This is a genomic window from Bacillus sp. KICET-1, from assembly GCF_027721405.1.
In the GTDB taxonomy this organism is placed as follows: domain Bacteria; phylum Bacillota; class Bacilli; order Bacillales; family Bacillaceae; genus Bacillus; species Bacillus velezensis.
Genome location: NZ_CP113515.1, coordinates 3,657,861 through 3,678,899, shown reverse-complemented (window position 1 = coordinate 3,678,899; position 21,039 = coordinate 3,657,861). Strand labels below are relative to the sequence as shown.

Sequence of the window (21,039 nt, the reverse complement as noted above, 5' to 3'; positions counted from 1 at the left end):
CTCACAATTTGAAAAATGGTCTGCTATGTTCATTCTATGTCATGACATCATTTTCCTGTCACAAAAAAACCGCTTCTGTAAAGAAGCGGATGTCATCAGAAAAACAGATCTAAGATGAAAAAGGCGATGGCGCCGAGTGTACCTGCAATCGGCAGGGTGACGACCCATGTAATGAGCATCCGTTTAGCCGTTCCCCAGTTTACGCCTTTTACGCGGTGGGAAGCGCCCACACCGAGAATGGAAGACGAAATGACGTGTGTCGTGCTGACAGGGAGATGAATAAACGTGGCCCCGAAAATAATGGCTGCGCCGGTTAAGTCGGCAGATACGCCGTTTACCGGACGGATTTTCATAATTTTCCCGCCGACGGTTTTAATGATTTTCCAGCCGCCGATGGATGTGCCGAGACCCATTGCCAGGGCACAAGAGAGCTGCACCCAAAAAGGAATGGCATCACTTTTATGTAAATTGGCAGTCATAAGCGCCATCGTAATGATACCCATCGCTTTTTGCGCGTCGTTCGTTCCGTGTGTATAGGACTGAATGGCAGCCGTCAAAATCTGCACTCTGCGGAAGCGTTTATTTGTTTTCGCCAGATTGCTGTCTTTAAAAATCAGCTTCACGATCGAATATACGATAAAGCCGAGAACAAAGGCGATGATCGGTGATAAAATAAGTGCTTCGATAATTTTAATGAACCCTTTATAATTAAGCGTCGCAAAACCTGACGCTGCAATGGCCGCTCCGGCGATCGCTCCGATAATCGCATGTGAAGAGCTGCTCGGAATGCCGAAATACCATGTGATCAAGTTCCAGGCGATTGCGGCGAGTAGAGCCGCCAGAATGACAACTGACCCGTTGTCTAATGTATAAGGATTCACAATGTCCTTTGTAATGGTTTTCGCCACACCGGTAAATGTCATCGCTCCGAGAAAGTTCATGATGGCGGCCATGACGATTGCGTGCCGCGGCTTCAGCGCTTTTGTCGAAACTGAGGTGGCGATTGCGTTTGCGGTATCGTGAAATCCGTTAATGAAGTCAAATACCAAAGCGCATATGACAATTAATATCGTTAAAAGTAATAGAGTATCCATTATAACCCCTCGTTACGCGTTTTTCATAATAATGGTTTCAAGGTTATTGGCAACGCTTTGGCAAGAGTCGGCAATTTCCTCAAGCGTTTCGTAAATCTCGCGGTACTGAATCACTTTAATCGGATCGGTTTCTGTGCCGAACAGATTTTTTAATGATTTACGGTGCAGGTTATCACAGCTGTGCTCGTATTCCTTAATTTTAATGGCGTGAGGGTGAATGTCCTTCAATCGGTTTTCTGCAAGCAGCTCAATCGTGATTAAAATTTCCTTCGCGCACTCTCTGATGTATCCGCTGAACTTATCGATATGCTCATCGGAAGAAGTGATCGAGAAAATCTCCATCATTGCTGAAAAATGTTCGATTCCGTCAAGCACGTCATCGAGGCTGTTTGTCAGCTCAAGGATGTCTTCACGTTCAATGGGAGTGATAAAAGCTTTGTTCAGCTCTTTAATCATGACATGAACATGATTATCTCCTTTTGTTTCAAACTCTTTTAACGTATCGGCAAATTCCTTTAAAGTCGTCTGGTTCGTCACTTTAAAGTTGACAAAGTATTCTGCGGTTTCGTCTATGTTTTTTGCGATTTCTGTTAAAAGGAGTGAGAACTTATCTTTTTTTCTTTTTATCATTAAAAACCCTCCATTGTTTGAATGAGACAATGCACACATCAAATTATTATATAGCCTTTTGTCGAAAAAAAACAGATAAAGTCGAAAAAAACGCCTCTTGATTTTTTCGTAAAAACGTGTCTCATCCTGTTTTTCTTATGTTACCCACTTCGCCAAAAAAACGTAACATACTTCGAATTCAGACATCTTGCTTAAAAAGTATAACAAAAGATGTGAATTTGCTGTCAACTTTTGCACGTGATTTTGCCAGAAAAAAAAACGGCTCCCGTAAAAGGAACCGTTTTTATCAGTTTTTTCTGCCGTTTTTCAGCCAAAAATAAAGCGGCAGCCCGGCGAGGCCGATCAAGAGGGACAGCGCGCAGCTCAGTGTATCTGTAATGATCGTGCTGATCAGCACAAACAGTGAACCCGCGATGGCCAAAACAGGAATGATCGGATACAAAGGCACGCTGTAGGCGCGCGGTTTTCCGCCGCTTTTTTTTCTGAGGATAAACACGGCGAAAAAGGCCATGACGTAAAAAATATAAATCATGAAAATAGAGATTTCAGACAGCTTATCGGGATTGCTGGCGATCATAAAAATAATGGCCAGCGCGATCTGAAATGACACGGCAATCCACGGGGTGCGGAACGTCGGATGAACCCGCGAAATCTGTCCGGCAAACGGCAGCTGTTTCCGTTCCGCCATCGCAAACGAGACACGCGGAAAAGCGAGAATCTTTCCGTTTAAACAGCCGAAGATGCTGACGATGATTCCGACGCTGATCAATTTTCCTCCGATGTCGCCAAACAGCATTCCGGCAGCGGTGCCGGTCGCATTTTCACCGAGTTTGACGATGTCGGTCGCAGGAAGAATGTGCAGCAGCGCAAAGTTAATGAAAAGATAAATGGCGGTGACGACCAGCAGTCCGCCCGTCATCGCTCTCGGGAGCAGCTTTTCCGGATTTTTCATCTCGCCGCCGAGTGCCGCAAGCAGAATCCAGCCGTCATAAGCAAACAAGGTGGCCAGTATGGCAGCGCCGAAATTCATGTCCGACATGCTGCTTGTAACGGCTGTGAAAATATGCTGATCGCCTTTCCAAAGGCCGAACACGATCATGCAGATAATCGGAATCAATTTGCCGACAGTCGTAATTCCCTGTACGATGCCGCCATATTTCGTTCCGATAATATTAATGATGCTTAAAAACAAAACGGCTGAAATCCCGATCAATTTAGACCAGCCGGAATCCCAGCTGAACAGATGGGCCATCAAGGAGCCGAAATACAAGCCGATTGCTCCGATAATGGCCGGGCCGTAAATGATAATTTGAACCCATCCGCACAAAAAGCCCCAAAATTCGCCGTACACTTCTTCGAGATATGTATAAAGTCCGCCCGTTTTCGGAATCTGAGTGCCGATTTCCGCAACGGTCAATCCGCCTGCAAGCGTCAAAATACCTCCTAACAGCCACGCGATAAGCGCGGTTTTCGCATCACCGGAGTAGGCAAGCACGGCGCCTGGTTTCATAAATACGCCGGAACCGATGATGGTGCCGATAACAAGTGAGAGGGCGATGGTAAGGCCGATCTCTTTTTTAAGTCCGTTCTCTTCAATCTGCATATCCTTTCCCTCCAGATGTAAAATCGTCATGATGAAAAAACTATTTTCCATATTGTAAACCCTAATTGCTGAAACACGAATAAAATAAATTTTCTGATTTTGTTGTTTTCCCTAAAAGATAAAGGTTTCTGCTTTTGAGAAGGAAAAAATACCGTTTTAAAAGCGAACATTAATGGTTTTTTTATATCAAAGGTTCGTTATTTAGGTAGCGGCAGTCTGCAGACCGTCTGTGAAGCAGATGGGTTGACTTTACGATCCGGATAACATAAATTGTATATATAAATATCTCGAAATCGAGATAATTGACTGGAGGATAACATAATGAAAGTTAATGGAATACACCATGTATCAGCATTGACGGCTGATGCGCAGAAAAATTTAGATTTTTATCGAAATATCCTGGGACTGAAGCTTGTGAAAAAATCCGTAAACCAAGATGAACCGACGATGTATCATTTGTTTTACGGTGATGAAACAGCCAATCCGGGATCTGAATTGACGTTTTTCGAGATTCCGCGGATTGCGCCGTTTCATGCGGGAACAAACAGTATTTCTTCAATCGGGCTGCGTGTCCCGGATGCACAAGCGCTCCAATATTGGAAAAAACGATTTGAAGAGCATCAGGTCTCTCACAGTGAGATCGTGAAAATAGCGGGCAGGGACACACTCGCTTTTCAGGATCATGAAGGACAGCGGCTTGTGCTGACAGCTGACGAAAAAGGAAAAGACATCGGTGAAGCGGTGAAGCAAAGCGGCATACCGGAAGAATATTCTTTCCGCGGTCTTGGTCCCGTTGAATTGACCGTCCCGTATGCAGAACCGACGCTGCGTGTGTTAACCGATGTGCTGGGCTTCACTGAAATCGGGAAAGAAACGCATGAAGACCGGGGCACGGTTACGGTGCTCGAATCCGGAAACGGAGGCGCGCGTACAGAAGTCCATCTCATTGAAAGAAACGATCTTCCGCGCGAGCGTCCTGGAAAAGGCAGCGTGCACCATGTGGCCTTCCGCGTCCAGAATGAAGAGGAGCTTGCTTTATGGCACCGCATCATTACGAAAGAAGGTTTCAGCAACTCAGGCATTGTAGAGCGTTATTATTTCAAAGCGCTGTACTTCCGGGAGCCGAACGGAATTCTGTTTGAATTGTCAACGGACGGTCCGGGATTTATGGTTGATGAAAAACCTGAAGAGCTAGGCAAAACGGTTGCGCTCCCGCCTTATCTCGAACACCGCCGTTCTGAAATAGAAGCACGGCTGAAACCGATTCAGTAAATCAGAAATCATGACAGATGCCTCCCGGCTTGACGGGGGCATCTTTTTTTGCTTTTTTACCCGTTTTGTCATTCTTTTTACCTATTTGTAAACGGCAAAATAATTGTCTTTGTTTATTAATAAATTTTTCACATTTGGTTGTTACACTTGTTCAAAGTTAAACAAAAGGAGTGAAAACACAGGTGAAAATGAAAAAACGCGAGATAGACGCAGTCTTAATTCTCATTTTACTCGCTTCCGCATTCTTGAATATGTACAACATCTGGAATGACGATACGGTGAATCCTTATTACACCGCAGCGGTAACGAGTATGCTTCAAAGCTTTCATAATTTCTTTTACGCTTCATTTGACGCAGCCGGGTTTATCACGGTAGATAAACCGCCTGTTACATACCAGATTCAAACGATCAGCGCGCTGATATTCGGTATGCACGGGTGGAGCGTCATCCTGCCTCAGGCATTGGCGGGTGTAGGTTCAGTTCTATTCATGTACTTATTAATAAAGCCGACGTTCGGAAAAACGGCGGCGCGCATCGCCTCATTTGTCATGGCGTGTACACCGATCGCAGTAGCGGTCGCGCGGACGAACAATGTCGATGCTTTACTGGTCTTTTTCCTCTTGTTCGCCACATGGCTTCTCTTTAAAGCGATCAGAAAAGGCAGACTGATCTGGCTTTTGGCGGCATTTTTTGTCGTCGGAGCAGGCTTTAACACAAAAATGCTTCAGGCTTATATGATTTTGCCGGCCTTCTTGCTGTTCTATATGATTGCGGCAAACACCACGATTAAGAAAAAAATCATTTCATTGGTAAGCGCGTTAGCCGTTTTAGCAGCCGTTTCATTGTCATGGCCGCTCATTGTTGACAATATTCCTGCCAGCAAAAGGCCATATGTCGGAAGCAGCCAGACAAACTCCGTATTGGAATTGGCCTTCGGATATAACGGGATTCAGCGGCTGACAGGGCAAAGTTCCGGCGGCGGCCAGGGCGGGCCGGACGGAAACGCATCGAAAGAGATGTCTTCTTCCGGCGGTTCTTCACAAATGCAAAAACCGCCTGGCCAGTCTTCAAGCAGCAGTTCAGCAAGCGGAGACAAATCACAAAACGGCAGTATGACGGCACCTCCATCTAACGGGAAAATGCCAAGCGGCGGCGAAATGCCAAGCGGCGGTCAAGGAGGCCCTCCAAGCGGCGGAGATGGCGGCGGAGGCGGTCCCGGCGGCGGAGGAAAAAGCGGTACAGGCACCGGCTCGAAAATGCAATCAGGTTCAGGAATGTTCGGTACGGGAACCCCTGGTCCGCTGCGCCTTTTCCAAACGGAATTATCTGATCAGATCAGCTGGCTCCTGCCGTTTGCGATTTTTGGAATGGCCGGTTTATTGATCGCCGGGGCGAGAGAAAGAAGACGATTATCAGCAGAACAGAAGGAAACGATCTTTTGGGCAGCGTGGCTTGTGCCGATTGCCGGATTCTTCAGTGTCGCAGAATTTTTCCACCATTATTATCTCATTATGCTGGCGCCTCCGATCGCGGCACTTGTCGGTGCGGGATGGGTCGCCCTCGTTCATCTGTACCGCAAGCAGGCGGGATGGAAAACTTGGCTATTGCCGGCCGCTATTCTTGTGACAACCGGATTTGAGCTGTTTATCCTCAGAAACTACAATGATCAAATCGGCGCAGGCTGGAGCATCGGAGTAGGCGTTATCGGCGCAGTGGCTGCCATCGCTCTGTTCGTATTCAAACAGCGCCAAAAACCGCTCAGTTACTATGTTTCACTTGCAGCCCTTCTCGTCTTGATGGTCATGCCGATTTATTGGGCGAGCACACCGCTTCTGTACGGAGGCAACAGCTCATTGCCTGAAACAGGCCCTCAGCTCGCTTCAACAAGCGGAAAAGGCATGGGAATGGATAACGCATCTGTCAATACAAAACTGATCAACTATTTAGAGAAACACAACGCCGGAGCGGACTATCTATTTGCAACAACCGATTCCAACACTGCGGCGCCTTACATTATTAAAACGAAAAAAGCGGTCATGGCGATCGGCGGATACAGCGGGTCTGACCCGGCCATTACGCTGGCCCAATTTAAAAAGCTCGTAAAAGAAGGGAAAGTAAAATACTTCTTAGCATCCGGAATGGGCAAAGGCGGAAATAACGATATTGTGCAGTGGGTTGAGAAAAACGGAAAGAAAGTATCTTCAGATAAATGGCAATCAAACACAGATCAGAAAACGAAAAATAGTGATGCAGCTGATAAAAAAAGCAGCAAGGCCTCAGGTAAAAACAGCCGAATGAGCGGCGGGCCGGGCGGAATGAATCAATCAGCTTCACTATACGAACTTCAATCTGATGAATAGGAGGAAAAAACATGAGCAGACATATTCAATATTCAATAGTCGTCCCGGTTTATAACGAGGAACTCGTCATTCAGACAACCTATCAGCGTCTGAAAGAAGTGATGGATCAAACAAAAGAGCATTATGAATTGATCTTTGTCAATGATGGAAGCAAAGACCGCAGTATTGAGATTTTAAGAGAGCAAAGTCTGATTGATCCGAGAGTGAAAATTATTGATTTTTCCAGAAACTTCGGACATCAGATCGCGATCACAGCGGGTATGGATTATGCAGAGGGGAATGCAATCGTCGTCATTGACGCCGATTTGCAGGACCCTCCTGAATTAATCCTTGATATGATTGAGCAGTGGAAAGAAGGCTACGATGTGGTGTACGCCGTCAGAACGAAACGAAAGGGAGAAACCTTTTTCAAGAAACAGACGGCCTCTATGTTTTACCGGCTGCTGCGGAACGTGACTGATATTGATATTCCGCTCGACACCGGAGATTTCCGCCTGCTGGACAGAAAAGTCTGTGATGAGATGAAAAAATTAAAAGAAAAAAATCCTTTTGTCAGAGGGCTCGTCAGCTGGGTTGGCTTTAAGCAGACTGCTGTAGAATATGAACGAGATGAGCGGCTTGCGGGGGAAACGAAATACCCGCTTAAAAAAATGCTGAAGCTTTCCATGGACGGGATCACAACGTTCTCTCATAAACCGCTCAAGGCGGCAAGTTATGCGGGAATGATCATGTCCGGAGCGGGTTTTCTCTATATGTTTATCGTTTTATACATGAAGCTGTTTACGAACAGCACCATTACGGGCTGGTCCTCTCTGATTGTGATACAGCTGTTATTCAGCGGCATCGTTCTATTAATGCTCGGAATGATCGGCGAATATATCGGAAGGATTTATGACGAAGCAAAAGACCGTCCGCTCTATATCGTGCAAAAAGCGTACGGCATTAAAAACGAAAAGATTTATCGGGACCAGCACATGTCTTAACCGAAACACCCTGTCCGGCCAGCGGGCAGGGTGTTTTTATATCAGAAATAAAAGCCGCGGGATGACAGAATGTCCCGCGGCTTTTTTTATTCATCTGCGACCGGTCTGCGTGTGCAGAGAGCGCATGATCAGTCCGGTTCCCGAAAGGTTCAGTAAAATGCTTGCACCAAGCGTCATTCCCCAAGCAGCGTTTTGCTGAGGAAGCTGAATGCTCAGCTGCAGCAAGATCAGACCGGTAACGACCAGCAAAAGTCCGGTTTGTTTCATGTGTGTGTATCCTCCTTTGTACACTAAGTCATACGGCTGATCCAGGCCTAAAGTTTCATCCGTATATAAAAAATCCAAGGCGGCTGCCTTGGATTTTTGTTAAGAAGATGTTTCTTCTTTTTGAGTCAGTTTCATTTTTTTCGTCATTTCCTTGCCGTTTCTGATAATCTTCACGTCAACGGTGCTGCCGACTTTCGTATTCTTGTAGAGAATATTGCGAAGTTCGCTGCCCGTGTCGGTTTCTTTCCCTTTTAAGCTGATAATGATGTCTTCTGCTTTTAATCCGGCTTTGGCTGCAGGTGAGCCCTGCGCCACTTCGCGAATATAAACGCCTTTATTCAGCTGTTTGCCGAAAAGCCCGAGTGTGCCTTCCTGATAGTTTTGCGGCACTTGTTCCAAGTCGATCATGCTCACGCCGATATAAGGGCGCTCCACTTGTCCTTTCGTGAGAAGCTCTTCGGCGATCGGTTTTACATCGTTGCTCGGGATAGCAAAGCCGATGCCTTCTACATCACTTTCGCTGATTTTCATGCTGTTGATGCCGATGATTTTGCCGTCTGTATTCAAGAGCGGTCCGCCGCTGTTTCCGGGATTGATGGCGGCATCGGTTTGGATGACGTTGATGCTTGACTCACCGGCTGACGTAGAGATCGAGACGGTTCTGTTTAAGCCGCTCACGATGCCCTGTGTGACGGTGCGGGAAAGGTCTTTTCCGAGCGGATCACCGATGGCGATGACGGATTCACCCGTTCTGAGAGCGGATGAGCTGCCGAAGCTTGCCGTTTTTGTCACGTGTTTATCACTGATTTCTAAAACGGCCAAGTCTGTCAGAGAGTCGCTGCCGACGAGTTTAGCTGTTACATCGGTGCCGTCATATAATGACACTTTAAGGGAAGAGGCGCCTTCGACCACGTGGTTATTCGTAATGATATACGCTTTGCCGTTTGCTTTCTTAAAAATAACGCCTGAACCCGATCCCGTTTCCGCATCTTCACCCGATGAATTTGAGTTTGAATCTGAGCTTGATCCGAATCCGAATAAATCGGAACTGCTTTGCTGCTTCTGCAGATTGGTGATTCCGACGATCGCCGGTGAAATGTCTTCCACCATATTCGAAATGCTGCTTGAATTTGCCGATGAGCTGTTTGCCGATTTGCTGCTGCCGGAATCAGAAGATGTCTGCTTGGCGGTTACCGATGACGTTTCCTGAGCGGGAGCCGTATTGGAAGTATCTTGAGTCTGATGGTCTCCAAGCGGCGTAAATGTATAGATGCCGAGGGCGAGCCCTCCGCCGATCACTCCGCCGAGAAGCGGTCTGAACCAGCCGAAGCTTCGTTTTTTCTTGTCCTCGTCCGACGCGGAATATCCGGCCGGCTGCGGGTTTTCTTTTACTAAAAGGACTTCCTGTTCTTTTTGGTCTGTCCGATTTTCATCACGATAGTTATCCATCATGTTCACTCCGTTTCTCTATTTTCATCATAGCATGATTTGCCTATTATTACTGACTCCATCTTAAACAAAAAGTGTGGGATAATAATGAAAAGATTGTGGGAAATTGTGAAAAAGGCGTAATCGGACGGAGGCGCTTTATATTGACAATTTCCATCGGATTTGAAATAATAAATGAGATATTATGTTCAATCCTTCACATGAAAAGATATGAAAAATTCTGTCAAGCTAATGGGGGAAATCTGTTAGCTTTTTCACTTTGTTAAATAGTCAGAAAGGAGTTGTCAAATGAAAGAAAAACATCATTGGATTATTTCTCTGCTCGCTGTATTGGCGGTCGGGCCGGGGCTGATGTCGAATACCGCACTTTCGGCTGTCCAAAGCCTTGTCCGGCAGACGGTCGGCGGGGAAAACTTTGACTCTTTTCATCCGATTATTATCGGTAATATGGCATTTGCCTTATTCGTGCCGGCGGGGCCGTATTTAAGAAAAAGATTCGGCTCCCGGCCTGTCTATATGATTTCGATGGCCGCGGGTGTCATCGGAGCGCTCCTTGCTGCTGTGACAAATGATATTTATCCGCTCGCCGCGGGCCGTTTTTTACAGGGAGCTGCGGCGGGCACTATGCTGATGATTATGATCCCGATGCTGGTGCTTTCGTTTCCGATTGAGCGCCGGAATTACGCATTATTTGTGTTAATCGGCGGATTTTACGGGTCCGTCATTATGGGGACCGTTTTAGGCACGGCGGCGGCAAGCGCCGGCCATTGGCATTGGCTGTTCGGCATTTTTGGCCTGCTGTCTTTTTTCGGCCTCATTTTCAGTTATATGTGGCTGCGGGATGACGCTCATAAAAATGCTGAAAAATCTCCATTTGACGGCATCGGTTTTCTGTTAGCGGGTGTATCAGCCGTGCTGACCGCCTATACATTTATTCATCTGCCGAAATGGGGCTTTTCATCATGGCAGACATTGGCGGGATTTGGAGGAAGCATCGTCATTCTTCTGATCTTGCTGATCATGCAGTACAGAAACGAACATGCGCTGATTTCGATTAAACTTATGCTGATTCCAAAGCCGATTCTGGGTGTTTTCATGATCGCTGCGGGCAGTATTTCCATAGCGGTCAGTCTTTCTGCATTTCACGGGGAGCTTCAGACCGCATATCATATGTCACAAACTCAACTGATATTCCTATATGCGAGCCTTTTGGGAGGCGTGGCCATCGCCGCTGTCATCAGTGCATTAGCATATGATAAAGTCGGTCCGGGCATGCTCGGCATAACAGGCTCTGTTATACTGGTGTTCGTGAATTTCCAATGGATAACGACAGATCATCATATACCGCTTATTCTATTTGCGGGGCTTTTCGTGATGCTGGCGGCCGGGACAGGGCTTATTGTGGCAGCCGGACTGATGGGAGCCGCGTTAGGCGGACCGCTTCCGGAACTGGTGAAACGCATGACGGCAGTTCAGTTTTTAAGGCTGTTCATTTATATGGGCGCACCTGTTTTAATAGGGTATTTTACGAAAAGAGATGTTTCCGGCATGCTTCGGGGCGCGCGCGGCACACAATCGCCGCATGACCTGCTGATGGGAACATACAGCGATTTGTTTCTTATTGCTTTCATCTTAAGCTTGCTTTTAGTGTGTTTATCATTTGTCATGAATGCGACCGGCATGGGACATAAGCTGGCGCATAAACCGCATGCCGTCCGTAAGCAGGCGGCTGAAGAGCCTTCGCCGCAGGCTCCTGAACCGATCAGGCATCAGGTCATTCCCGATCGTGAATACAGAAGTGCGGTCAGACAGTTTCAGCGTCATCATATAAGCAAAAACGGTATGTAACTTTTTCTATCAGCAAACCCTTTTCCCGGTGAAAAGGGTTTGTTTTTTCCCATAATAGCAGAATGGTATATTGCATGTTTCATCCTTTTTTAATATAATTTGTTAGAATATTCATAATTTAATATCGAAATTTTAAGTAAAAAAGGAGGCATTACATGAAACTGTATCTATCTGTGGATATGGAAGGGATTTCCGGACTGCCTGATGAAACATTTGTCAATTCCCGCATGCACAATTATGAGCGCGGCAGAGTTCTGATGACCGAAGAAGCAAACTGGTGCATCGCAGAAGCGTTTAATAACGGATGCACGGAAGTGACCGTGAATGACAGCCACTCAAAGATGAATAATCTGCTCGCGGAAAAACTTCACCCTGAGGCAGAGCTGATTACGGGGGATGTCAAGCCGTTTTCCATGATGCAGGGGCTTGATGAATCGTATTCAGGTGTGATGTTTATCGGCTATCATGCGAGAGCGTCGATGCCGGGCGTCATGTCGCACAGCATGATATTCGGCGTCCGCCACTTTTACATAAATGATAAGCCGGTCGGTGAACTGGGGTTAAATGCCTATCTCGCCGGATTTTACGATGTCCCGGTCATCATGGCTGCCGGAGATGATTGCGCCGCAAAAGAAGCGGAGGAGCTGATCCCGAATGTGACGACTGCCGCCGTCAAACAAACCATTTCAAGAACCGCGGTCAAATGCCTGTCCCCTCAAAAAGCCGGACGGCTCCTGACGGAAAAAACAGCCTATGCGCTCAAAAATAAAGATAAGGTCAAACCGCTGACTCCGCCTGAAAGACCTGTATTAGGCATTGAATTTGCCAACTACGGACAGGCTGAATGGGCCCATTTAATGCCGGGCACAGAAATCATCCCGGGAACGACAATCGTTCAATTTCAGGCAAAAGACATGCCGGAAGCCTATCAGGCCATGCTCGTCATGACAGAACTCGCCATGAGAACAACATTCTGTTAAAGGGGTGAACGGCATTGCTGCGGTATTTTATCAAACGTTTTATCGCCATGATTATGACCGTCCTCGTCATCACCACTCTGACATTTGTCATGATGAAAGTGATACCCGGCTCGCCTTTTAACGAAGAGCGGGGCACAAACGAAGCGGTCCAGCGAAATCTCGAATCCTACTACCATCTGAACGAACCTCTTATCACTCAATACGCCATCTATCTAAAATCCATTCTTACCTTTGATTTCGGTCCTTCAATTAAAAAACCGTCAGACAGTGTAAACGCCATGCTTGAACGCGGGTTTCCGGTCTCATTTGAGCTTGGGATAACGGCGATCATCATCGCTGTTATTTCCGGGCTCGCGCTCGGCATAATGGCCGCTCTCAGGCGCGGCGGCTTTCTCGATTATGCGGCCATGAGCCTTGCGGTGCTCGGGATTTCTATTCCGAATTTTATTATGGCTACGCTGCTGATTCAGCAATTTGCGGTTCATCTGAAATGGTTTCCGGCAGCTACCTGGACGAGTCCCGTTCACATGGTCCTGCCGACTGTTGCGCTTGCCGTCGGTCCCATGGCCATTATCGCGAGGCTGACAAGATCAAGCATGGCCGAAGTGCTGACTCAGGATTACATCCGCACGGCAAAAGCAAAGGGGCTTTCTCCCGTCAAAATTGTGATCAAACACGCATTAAAAAACGCTCTTATGCCTGTTGTGACAGTACTCGGGACGCTTGCCGCAAGTATTTTAACGGGCAGTTTCGTCATCGAGAAAATTTTTGCCATACCGGGAATGGGCAAATATTTCGTAGAAAGCATCAATCAGCGTGATTACCCGGTCATCATGGGAACGACCGTATTTTACAGTGTGATTCTGATCGTCCTGCTGTTTCTGGTTGATTTGGCATACGGCCTGTTAGACCCGCGCATAAAACTTCATAAGAAAGGGTGATCCTGATGAATCTCCCGCAAGAAACGGTAAAACACACAGAAGTGCCTGATGACTGGTTTCAGCCGGGCGCGGAAAGAAAGGGTGAAACCGAGTCGGTCAAGCGTCCGAGCCTGTCTTACACTCAGGATGCGTGGCGGCGGCTTAAAAAGAACAAATTGGCGATGGCCGGGCTTGTGATTTTATGCTGCCTGTTTCTATCGGCTGTGTTCGGTCCGCTGATATCACCGCACAGCGTGACAAGGCAGACGCTCGCCGAGCAGAATCTTCCGCCTTCTTTTTCACACTGGTTCGGAACCGATGAACTTGGCCGGGACGTGTTTACAAGAACGTGGTACGGAGCGAGGATCTCTTTATTTGTCGGTGTGATGGCGGCGCTGATCGACTTTTTGATCGGCGTTATCTACGGAGGGGTCGCCGGATACAAAGGGGGCCGGACAGACAGCGCCATGATGAGAATCATCGAGGTTCTCTACGGATTGCCGTATCTGCTCGTTGTCATTTTGTTAATGGTGCTGATGGGGCCGGGGCTCAGTTCCATTATCGTCGCTCTGACCGTGACGGGATGGGTCGGCATGGCGCGGATTGTCAGAGGGCAGGTGCTGAGGATGAAGCATGATGAACACGTATTGGCTTCGAAAACGTTTGGAGCGAAAACATTTCGGATCATTAAGAAAAATCTGCTGCCGAATACGATGGGAGCCATTATTGTCCAAATGACGCTTACAGTGCCGGCGGCGATTTTTGCGGAATCATTTTTAAGTTTTCTCGGACTCGGCATTCAGGCGCCGTTTGCAAGCTGGGGCGTCATGGCAAACGACGGGCTGCCGGCGATTTTATCAGGCCATTGGTGGCGGCTGTTTTTTCCCGCTTTTTTCATTTCCTTAACGATGTACGCGTTTAACGTACTTGGAGACGGCTTGCAGGACGCGTTAGACCCGAAACTGAGGAGGTAGGAAAAATGGCGCAGCAAGTTCTTTCCGTTCAAAATCTGCATGTTACTTTTTCAACATACGGAGGCACTGTAAAAGCCGTAAGAGGCGTCAGCTTCGATTTATATAAAGGTGAAACGTTTGCGATCGTCGGTGAATCGGGCTGCGGAAAAAGCGTGACGTCACAAGCCGTGATGGGTCTTCTTCCGAAACATTCGGCAAAGATTGAATCCGGAAGCATACAATTTAAACAGAAAGACCTTTGCCAAATGTCGGATCGGGAAATGCGGGGAATCCGGGGGCGCGATATTTCTATGATCTTTCAGGACCCGATGACGGCTCTCAATCCGACTTTGACCATAGGGGATCAGCTCTCAGAAGCGCTGTTGGAACACCGCGCCATGACAAGAAAACAAGCTGAATCCGAAGTTCTCGCCATGCTGGATCTGGTCGGTATCCCGGACTCGAAATCCCGCCTGAAGCAGTACCCCCACCAATTAAGCGGGGGCATGCGGCAGCGGATCGTGATCGCGATGGCTCTGATCTGCGAGCCGGAAATTATGATCGCCGATGAACCGACAACGGCTCTTGATGTGACGATTCAAGCACAAATCCTTGAATTATTTAAGAAGATTCAAAGAAAAACAGGCGTGTCTATTATTCTGATCACACACGATCTCGGCGTCGTCGCTCAGACCGCCGACAGAGTCGCCGTCATGTATGCGGGGAAAATCGCCGAAATCGGCACGAGGCATGATATTTTTTACCGTCCGGCTCATCCATACACAAAGGGGCTGCTTCGTTCAGTGCCGCGGCTGGATATGGAGGATAGTGAGCTGTCGCCGATTGACGGGACGCCGCCTGATTTATTCGATCCGCCGCCGGGCTGCCCGTTTGCCGCCCGCTGCCCGGACAGGATGATCGTCTGTGAAAAGGTATACCCGGCAACAACCGTGAAATCCAAAAGCCATATCGTTAATTGCTGGCTTCAGGATCACCGTGCAGAGCGGCTGAAGCAGCAGCTGACGGCAGCAGAGGAAAAAGGGGGATTGAAATGAAAAAGAGATGGGCGATCGGTGTGATTGCTGTTGTTTCGTTTGCTCTGATGGGCTGTACAGCCAATGAACAGGCGGGGACAGAACCCGGCAAAGCAAAAGAACAGGGGGGTGAAACGGTGCTGCGGCTCAATAACGAAAATGAGCCGACCTCACTTGATCCGCCGATCGGATTTAATAATGTTTCCTGGCAGCCGCTGAATAACATCATGGAAGGATTGACGAGGCTCGGAAAAGATAATAAACCCGAACCGGCCATGGCGGAAAGCTGGAAGGTGTCCGCTGATAAGCTGACATATACCTTCAATATCCGTGATAACGCCGAATGGACAAATGGCGATCCCGTTACGGCGGAAGACTTCGTGTACGCCTGGAAACGGATGCTCGATCCGAAAACGGGCGCATCTTCCGCATTTCTCGGCTATATGATCAAAGGCGGGGAAGAATTTAACAGCGGAAAAGGCAAAAAAGAAGACGTGAAAATCACGGCAAAAGATAAAAAAACGCTTGTCGTCACATTGGCGGCACCGCAGGATTATTTTCTGAGCGTCGTGTCCAATCCGGCGTATTTCCCGATTAATGAGAAGGTCGCCAAGGCTGATCCGAAATGGTTCACTGAAGCAAAAACCTTTGTCGGCAACGGGCCGTTCAAACTGACGGAATGGAAGCATGACGACAGCATGACGATGGTCAAAAACGAGACGTATTGGGATAAAAAGACGGTGAAACTGGATAAAGTCACCTGGGCGATGGTCAGTGACCGGAATACCGACTATCAGATGTTCCAGTCGGGGGATTTGGATACCGCCTTTGTGCCGGCAGAGCTGAGCGAGCAGCTGATGGGAGGAAAAAATGTCCGCACGTGGGATCAGGCCGGACTCTATTTCTATCGTTTTAACGTAAAAATGGAGCCGTTTCAAAATGAGAAGATCAGAAAAGCGTTCGCCGCAGCGATTGATCAGAAAGAAATCACGGATTATGTGACCAAAAACAGTGAAAAGCCGGCACATGCCTTTGTATCCCCGGGATTTACTCAGCCTGACGGGAAAGATTTCCGCGAAGCGGGCGGCAGTTTATTAAATCCGGATGAATCAGAAGCCAAAAAACTGCTGGAAAAAGGCATGGCGGAAGAGCATTATGACAAGCTGCCCGCCGTTACATTGACATACAGCACAAAACCGGAGCATAAGAAAATAGCGGAAGCGGTTCAGCAGAAGCTCAAAAGTGTGCTCGGTATAGACGTTAAGCTCGCCAATATGGAATGGAACGTCTTTTTAGAAGAGCAGAAAGGACTGAAGTTCCAGTTCTCTCAAAGCTCATTTTTACCGGATTACGCAGATCCGATCAGTTTTCTTGAGGCTTTCCAAACGGATAATTCCATGAACCGCACCGGCTGGGGCAGCGCGGCATACGACGGCTGCATCAAGCAGGCAAAACAGGAGGCCGATGCCAAAAAACGTTTTGCGCTCATGCATAAAGCGGAAAAGCTGCTCATGAATGAGGCTCCGATCATTCCGATTTACTTTTACAATCAGGTGCATCTGCAGAACAGCGGCGTGAAGGGCATTGTCCGGCACCCCGTCGGTTACATTGATCTGAAATGGGCGGAAAAGTCCTGATCTTACAGCGGAAACATATGCCGCTCTTTATCCATTAAAGGAGCGGCGTGTTTCACTTTTCAATCCGGAAAGGAGATTGAAAAAGTCATGAACCATAAACCGAAAGCACTGCAAAAAGGCGACACGGTCGGTGTGATTGCGCCCGCAAGCCCGCCTGAGAGCGGGACGCTGCAAACCGCGCTGCGTTTTTTAGAGAATGAGCTTGGCCTTCAAGTGAAACTCGGCCGGGCGCTGAAGACCCGTCACGGCTATTTGGCGGGAGAGGACCGGGCGCGTCTCGATGATCTCCATGACATGTTTAGTGATCAGAATGTCAAAGCGGTGATATGCGCGTGCGGAGGATTCGGCACGGGCCGCATTGCCGCCGACATCGATTTCGGCTTAATCCGCCGCAATCCGAAAATTTTCTGGGGATACAGTGATATTACGTTTTTACATACCGCCATTCATCAAAATACGGGGCTCGTCACATTTCACGGCCCGATGCTGAGCACGGATGTCGGGCTTGAAGACGCTGATCCCCTGACAAAAGCGTCGTATCATCAGCTTTTTACAGAAACGGAATTCACCTATACGGAGGACATTTCTCCCTTAGAGGTGCTGACAGGCGGAAGGGCCGAGGGAGAGCTTGCGGGCGGCAATCTGTCGCTCATTACGTCCACGCTCGGCACGCCGTTTGAAATCGATACGAAAGACAAATTGCTGTTTATCGAGGATATTGATGAGGAGCCGTATCAAATCGACAAAATGCTGAATCAATTAAAGATGGCAGGAAAACTGTCAGATGCAGCCGGAATCCTGGTCTGTGACTTTCACCAATGCGAACCGAAAAACAAAGAAAAGTCCCTTACCTTAGAGCAAGTGCTGAATGATTACATTGTCAAATCAGGGAAGCCCGCGCTTAAAGGCTTTAAAATCGGCCATTGTTCACCGAGCTTCGCCGTTCCGATCGGAGCCCGCGCGGTTATGGATACGGCGGCCAAAGCGGTAACGATTGAATCGGGGGTTTCCGGAAGGGAGTGATCAGGCGTGAAGATTACAGATATTCAAACGGGACGGATGTCCGTGCCGCTGAAAAAGCCGTTTAAGACCGCTTTGCGCACGGTTTACAATGCTGAATCGGTCATTGTGAAGCTCACTTTTGACAACGGTCTGACCGGCTGGGGGGAGGCGCCGCCGACGGTTGTCATTACAGGCGACAGCACGGCCGGTATTGAAAGCGCCGTCCACGATGTGCTGAAGCCCGTTCTCTCGGGGCGGAGCCTTTTCGGCACGGAAGCTGTTCTGTATGATATCAGCCGGCTGTTGGAAAGAAACCAAAGCGCAAAAGCCGCGGTGGATATGGCTGTATATGACGGATGGGCGCAGATGCACGGACAGCCGCTTTACCGGCTTCTCGGCGGCTATCGGAATACACTGGAAACAGATTTTACCGTCAGCGTCAATTCTCCTGAGGAGATGGCGGGGGATGCAGACCGTTATATGAACAAAGGATTTCATATTTTAAAAATAAAAGTCGGCATAGGTGACATATCGGACGATATTGCCCGGATTCAGGCGATCAGATCACGTGTCGGCGGAAACGTCAAACTGAGATTGGACGCCAACCAAGGCTGGACGCCGAAAGAAGCCGTGACTGCGATCCGAAAGATGGAAGACGCCGGCCTGGGCATTGAGCTGGTCGAGCAGCCTGTTCATAAAGACGATATCGCCGGGCTGAAGCAGGTCACAGATGCCGTAGACACGCCGATTATGGCGGATGAGAGCGTCTTTACCCCCCGTCAGGCCTTTCACGTGCTGCAGACGAGAAGCGCCGATTTAATCAATATTAAGCTGATGAAAGCGGGCGGCATAAAGCAGGCGGAAACAATCAATGCGATGGCCGAAACGTGCGGCGTGGAATGCATGGTCGGCAGCATGATTGAGACCAAGCTCGGCATCACCGCCGCGGCTCATTTTGCCGCGGGCAAACGGAATGTGACAAGGTTTGATTTTGATGCGCCGCTTATGCTGAAAGATGATTTGATTCAAGGCGGCATCACATACAGCGGCAGTCAGATTACGATTCCCGATGAACCGGGTCTCGGCATTACCGGTGTGTCGATACAAGAGGAGGCGAAAAGATGAGAGCAGCCGTTACAGCGGCGGCAGCCAACGTATGGACGCTGCCGTCATCTCCCCGTTCGGATGATGCGCCGATGCTTGAAAACCCGCCGCAGATCAGAAAATGGTTAGTGTCTATGGGATATAAAGAGCGGCTGCAATTATGCACAGACAACCTTGTCCAAACGCAAGCGCTTTTCGGAGAAGAAGTGATCATTCTCAAAGAGGAAGGGGAATGGGCTTTTGTCGCCGTTCCCGGCCAGCCTTCAAACAAGGACGCGCGCGGATATCCGGGCTGGATGAAAAAAAACCAGCTTTCAAAAGACGGCTTTCATACATCTTCCCCCGCCGTATGGATTACCAAACCGACAGCTATTTTATATCACACAAACGGCGAACCGGACTTGGAAGTAAGTTTCTTAACGCGTCTTCCGGCATCAGGACGTGAGAAAGGCTTTTTCCGGGTGGTGACGCCCCTCGGAGAAAGGTTCGTAAATGAAGCTGACGCAGACGAGTGCCGGCATACGGAAGGACGGGCGGCCGATGTCATCGAAACGGGCATGATGTTTCTCGGGCTTCCGTATTTATGGGGAGGACTGAGCGGTTTCGGGTTTGACTGTTCCGGGTTTATGTATTCGATATTTAAAGCAAACGGCTATACCCTTCCCCGTGATGCAAAGGACCAAGCAAAAGCCGGGTGCGGCGCGGCGGTAAACGATATCCGGCCGGCCGACCTTTTGTTTTTCGCCTATGAAGAAGGAAAAGGCGCGATCCACCATGTCGGTTTGGCGCTGGGAGACGGCCGGATGATGCACTCCCCGAAAACGGGAAAAACAATCGAAGTGCTGTCTTTGGAAGGAACCGTCTATCAAAAAGAATTATGCACCGTACGCCGCTGTATAAGCGAAAAGGGGGAATAGAAAATGACGGCATCTCCGCTCCTTGAAGTCAGCGGGCTGAAAATGCATTTTGACGCAGGAAGAAAGAAAGCCGTAAAAGCAGTCGACGGTGTCAGCTTTCACATTAAAAGAGGGGAAACATTCGGACTTGTCGGAGAATCGGGATGCGGTAAATCGACGCTCGGAAGGGTTATTCTCCGTCTGTATGACCCGACGGCCGGTTCGGTATCATATGAAGGGACGGATATACACCGTGCCGCGGCAGAACAGCGGTCGGTCTTCTTCCGCAAGCTGCAGATGATTTTCCAAGACCCTTACGCCTCGTTAAATCCGCGCCTGACCGTAAGGGAAATTATTATGGAGCCGATGGAAATCCACAATCTTTACAATACAAGAAAAGCCCGTCTGATGATGGCGGATGAACTGCTTGAAGCTGTCGGACTCCATCCGGATTTCGGCAGCCGGTATCCCCACGAATTCAGCGGCGGACAGAGGCAGAGAATCGGGATTGCCAGAGCGCTCTCTCTGCATCCCGAATTTATCGTGGCGGATGAGCCGATTTCCGCGCTGGATGTGTCGGTACAGGCTCAGGTCGTCAACCTTTTAAAAAGGCTTCAGAAAGAGAAAGGACTGACATTTTTATTTATCGCCCACGATTTATCAATGGTCAAGCATATCAGCGACCGGATCGGCGTGATGTATTTGGGCCGCATGATGGAAATTACAGAAAGCGCTGCGCTTTACCGGGAACCGCTTCACCCTTATACGAAGGCGCTTTTATCCTCAATCCCGATTCCTGATCCGCTTCTTGAGGACAAGCGTGAACGGATTATTCTGAAAGGGGAGCTGCCGAGCCCCCTTAACCCGCCGAGCGGCTGTGTATTCAGGACGCGGTGTCCTGAAGCGATGGAGCTCTGCGGTAAGATAACGCCTGAGCTTGAAGAAGTGAAGGCGGGGCGTTTTGTCGCCTGCCATTTATACAAAAAAGAAAGCTGACAATATAAAGT

Annotated in this window: 18 protein-coding genes; 13 read left to right on the top strand and 5 right to left on the bottom strand. The window is 48.6% G+C overall.

Annotated features, from left to right (window positions below; all coding sequences use genetic code 11):
- Positions 1-95: 95 nt before the first annotated feature.
- The 3 genes from OVA33_RS18305 to OVA33_RS18295 all read right to left on the bottom strand — a co-directional run bounded on the left by OVA33_RS18305 (position 96) and on the right by OVA33_RS18295 (position 3,327).
- A complete protein-coding gene (locus OVA33_RS18305) occupies positions 96-1,094 on the bottom strand; it encodes an inorganic phosphate transporter (protein ID WP_017417610.1) in 999 nt (332 codons plus the stop codon).
- A gap of 12 nt (positions 1,095-1,106) precedes the next feature.
- Positions 1,107-1,724 carry a DUF47 domain-containing protein gene (locus OVA33_RS18300; RefSeq protein ID WP_003154804.1) on the bottom strand — a complete coding sequence of 206 codons (618 nt, stop codon included), beginning with the start codon at positions 1,722-1,724 and terminating at the stop codon, positions 1,107-1,109.
- Between the two features lie 286 nt (positions 1,725-2,010).
- The gene (locus tag OVA33_RS18295; RefSeq protein WP_063636817.1) at positions 2,011-3,327 is read right to left on the bottom strand and encodes an APC family permease; all 1,317 of its coding nucleotides are present in this window, start codon (positions 3,325-3,327) and stop codon (positions 2,011-2,013) included.
- A gap of 321 nt (positions 3,328-3,648) precedes the next feature.
- Between OVA33_RS18295 and OVA33_RS18290 the strand changes: the two genes are divergently transcribed.
- From OVA33_RS18290 to OVA33_RS18280, 3 genes are all read left to right on the top strand, one after another.
- Complete coding sequence (locus tag OVA33_RS18290) at positions 3,649-4,599, top strand: ring-cleaving dioxygenase (RefSeq protein WP_007610844.1); 951 nt, start codon at positions 3,649-3,651, stop codon at positions 4,597-4,599.
- A 182-nt stretch (positions 4,600-4,781) separates the two neighbouring features.
- Positions 4,782-6,959, top strand: coding sequence for an ArnT family glycosyltransferase (locus tag OVA33_RS18285; RefSeq protein WP_014417530.1), 2,178 nt, complete (start codon positions 4,782-4,784; stop codon positions 6,957-6,959).
- Between the two features lie 11 nt (positions 6,960-6,970).
- Entirely contained in the window at positions 6,971-7,942 is a 972-nt protein-coding gene (locus tag OVA33_RS18280) for a glycosyltransferase family 2 protein (protein WP_025649641.1), read from the top strand.
- Positions 7,943-8,032: 90 nt separating this feature from the next.
- Here OVA33_RS18280 and OVA33_RS18275 read toward each other — a convergent pair whose 3' ends face one another.
- Both OVA33_RS18275 and htrA read right to left on the bottom strand, forming a co-directional pair.
- Complete coding sequence (locus OVA33_RS18275) at positions 8,033-8,209, bottom strand: hypothetical protein (protein WP_014417532.1); 177 nt, start codon at positions 8,207-8,209, stop codon at positions 8,033-8,035.
- Positions 8,210-8,308: 99 nt separating this feature from the next.
- Positions 8,309-9,658, bottom strand: a complete 1,350-nt coding sequence (htrA, locus tag OVA33_RS18270) for a serine protease HtrA (protein ID WP_025649642.1) — start codon at positions 9,656-9,658, stop codon at positions 8,309-8,311.
- Positions 9,659-9,946: 288 nt separating this feature from the next.
- Between htrA and OVA33_RS18265 the strand changes: the two genes are divergently transcribed.
- From OVA33_RS18265 to OVA33_RS18220, 10 genes are all read left to right on the top strand, one after another.
- On the top strand, positions 9,947-11,506 hold the full coding sequence (locus OVA33_RS18265) for an MFS transporter (RefSeq protein WP_022553466.1): 1,560 nt from the start codon (positions 9,947-9,949) through the stop codon (positions 11,504-11,506).
- Between the two features lie 155 nt (positions 11,507-11,661).
- Entirely contained in the window at positions 11,662-12,486 is an 825-nt protein-coding gene (locus tag OVA33_RS18260) for a M55 family metallopeptidase (protein ID WP_007407248.1), read from the top strand.
- Positions 12,487-12,500: 14 nt separating this feature from the next.
- Positions 12,501-13,427 carry an ABC transporter permease gene (locus OVA33_RS18255; RefSeq protein ID WP_007610853.1) on the top strand — a complete coding sequence of 309 codons (927 nt, stop codon included), beginning with the start codon at positions 12,501-12,503 and terminating at the stop codon, positions 13,425-13,427.
- A gap of 5 nt (positions 13,428-13,432) precedes the next feature.
- A complete protein-coding gene (locus OVA33_RS18250; protein ID WP_017417615.1) occupies positions 13,433-14,380 on the top strand; it encodes an ABC transporter permease in 948 nt (315 codons plus the stop codon).
- Positions 14,381-14,385: 5 nt separating this feature from the next.
- On the top strand, positions 14,386-15,414 hold the full coding sequence (locus tag OVA33_RS18245) for an ABC transporter ATP-binding protein (RefSeq protein ID WP_021493815.1): 1,029 nt from the start codon (positions 14,386-14,388) through the stop codon (positions 15,412-15,414).
- On the top strand, positions 15,411-17,030 hold the full coding sequence (locus OVA33_RS18240; protein WP_022553464.1) for a peptide ABC transporter substrate-binding protein: 1,620 nt from the start codon (positions 15,411-15,413) through the stop codon (positions 17,028-17,030). The genes OVA33_RS18245 and OVA33_RS18240 overlap by 4 nt, the downstream gene beginning before the upstream one ends.
- An 87-nt stretch (positions 17,031-17,117) precedes the next feature.
- The gene (locus OVA33_RS18235; protein ID WP_025649643.1) at positions 17,118-18,053 is read left to right on the top strand and encodes a S66 peptidase family protein; all 936 of its coding nucleotides are present in this window, start codon (positions 17,118-17,120) and stop codon (positions 18,051-18,053) included.
- A 6-nt stretch (positions 18,054-18,059) separates the two neighbouring features.
- Complete coding sequence (locus OVA33_RS18230) at positions 18,060-19,157, top strand: mandelate racemase/muconate lactonizing enzyme family protein (RefSeq protein ID WP_128974062.1); 1,098 nt, start codon at positions 18,060-18,062, stop codon at positions 19,155-19,157.
- Positions 19,154-20,053, top strand: coding sequence for a C40 family peptidase (locus OVA33_RS18225; protein WP_063636815.1), 900 nt, complete (start codon positions 19,154-19,156; stop codon positions 20,051-20,053). Before OVA33_RS18230 ends, OVA33_RS18225 begins: the two co-directional genes overlap by 4 nt.
- Before the next feature lie 3 nt (positions 20,054-20,056).
- Complete coding sequence (locus OVA33_RS18220; RefSeq protein ID WP_007610864.1) at positions 20,057-21,028, top strand: ABC transporter ATP-binding protein; 972 nt, start codon at positions 20,057-20,059, stop codon at positions 21,026-21,028.
- The last annotated feature ends 11 nt before the right edge of the window (positions 21,029-21,039 follow it).